Raw genomic sequence first — 1,768 nt, 5'->3', positions numbered from 1 at the left:
GTGATCAGGTCGAAACCCGGCTCTTCTCCCTCCGCCAGGCGGGCGGCCTTGTCATGCCACAGTGCGCTGAGTCCACGCGCCATGTCGACCATGCCCTTGAACAGCTCGTCGTTGTCGGAGGGCCCTCCATTGGCCTGCTCCATGGAGGTGGCCAGGTCCGACCACTCGACAAGCTTGTGGCGCTGCTCGTAGGGGAAGTCCAGCAAGGTCGCCAGCATGCGCGCGGTGAGCTCGATCGACACCGTCCTCACCCAGTCGAAAGGCTCGTTGACGGGCAGGTTGTCCAGGACGTCCCTGACGCGCTCCCGGATGAGGCCCTCCATCTCGCGCAGGTTCTTGGGAGCCACCACGCCTTGGACGGCGCGCCGTTGAACGTCGTGCCTGGGCGGATCCATGGCGATGAACATGGCGATGTCCATGAACCGCGGCGGCGCCCCGATGACGATCAGGGGCTCGGCGGAGAAGGCCTCGTGGTTCTTGTCCACAGCGATGATGTCGGCGTGCCGCGTCACCGACCAGAACGGCCCGAACGGACTGTTGGGCTGGTAGTGCACCGGGGCCTCGTTACGCAGGCGCTCGAAGTAGGGGGCCCACTGCCCCTGTCGGTACAGGAAGGGGTTGCTGAGGTCGATGTCTTCGAGCGCGAGTTCTTCGACCGGCGGGATCGGGCGTTCGACGAACATCTTCTGCCCGTTCGTGCCCGTCAACCAACGTCGGCTCTTGTCGTAGAGGTGCGCGGCCTGGACCTGGCGATCCAGGGGTATGGCGGCGTCGACCTTCGTCTTCACTGCGTCAGGGATCTTCATCTCGTCAACACCTCCTGTTACATCTGGAATTCAGGCAACTGCACGGTCAAGCCGTCCCATGACCGGGAGACCTGGACTTGGCACGACAGCCGCGACGTCGGCTCTCGCTCGGGGTTCATCGACAGCATCTCCTCCTCCTCCGGGCCGGAGGGGCCGACCTTGGCGGCCCAGGCGGAATCGACGATCACGTGGCAGGTGCCGCATGCGGCCTCTCCGCCGCAGTCACCATCGATGCCCGGAATGGCGTTGTTCGTGGCGACCTGCATCAGCGAGCAGCCCTCCTCGATGGGCGCCTCGTGCTTCTCCCCGTCGTATGACACGAAGGTAACGACTGTCATCTACAACTCCCTCACTATTGACTACGTCATCGACATTTTCTCCAGTATTGTCGTTGATATCGGCGATGACCATGTTGAATCGTGTCATCCTGCTGTGAGATCGGGTCACGTGAGGAGCGCTGTGCAGAGAAGCGAGCCGGGCGTCCCAGCGCTTGCCTTCGCGCAGCTGCTGGCCAGTCCGGCGATCGATCCGGACAGTGCCGAGCAGTTCCGTGCCATCATGGCGCGCGAGGGAACCGGGGAACTGTCTCTGATCCGGACCCAGGAGCAGGCACCGCTGCGGTGGTTTCGCGAGGTCTACCCGGACCTCGATGCCGAGCAGGCAACGAAGCTGGGGATCGCCTGCGCGGAACAGGCCCAGCTCACGTCCTTCGGGCCGTTGAGCGTGCCGCTGGTCAGCGCAGGAACCGTCGCCCAGGTCGTTCAGCTGTTGACCTATCTTCCCGTGATCACCGAGGCCGTCACCACCCAGTCCGATCCCCAGCGCGACGACCTGACGATCCGGCTCACCGGGAACGCGGCAGACCCCGACCTGGACTGTCTCGCCGTCACCTACTGCGGACTCGCCCTCATGCGGTTGGTCGACCGACTGGTCGACGACGCGTCGGAGGTGACCATGCATAG

General features: G+C 64.4%; 2 protein-coding genes and 1 pseudogene. 1 reads left to right on the top strand and 2 read right to left on the bottom strand.

Features of this window, described 5'->3' with window-relative positions; genetic code table 11:
• Together J1M64_RS18980 and J1M64_RS18975 are read right to left on the bottom strand one after the other, a co-directional pair.
• Nucleotides 1–806: pseudogene (locus J1M64_RS18980) on the bottom strand (cytochrome P450); the annotation flags it as partial.
• Nucleotides 807–823: 17 nt separating this feature from the next.
• Nucleotides 824–1,144 carry a 2Fe-2S iron-sulfur cluster-binding protein gene (locus J1M64_RS18975; RefSeq protein ID WP_007628312.1) on the bottom strand — a complete coding sequence of 107 codons (321 nt, stop codon included), beginning with the start codon at nt 1,142–1,144 and terminating at the stop codon, nt 824–826.
• Between the two features lie 121 nt (nt 1,145–1,265).
• Here J1M64_RS18975 and J1M64_RS18970 point away from each other — a divergent pair.
• The coding region (locus J1M64_RS18970) for an AraC family transcriptional regulator ligand-binding domain-containing protein (protein ID WP_206475205.1) at nt 1,266–1,768 on the top strand (503 nt) is incomplete at its 3' end.

This window comes from Dietzia sp. KRD202 (genome assembly GCF_017168155.1).
GTDB lineage: Bacteria > Actinomycetota > Actinomycetes > Mycobacteriales > Mycobacteriaceae > Dietzia > Dietzia kunjamensis.
Note: the sequence above shows the minus strand (reverse complement) of the source record. Positions and strands in the feature narration are given on the sequence as shown.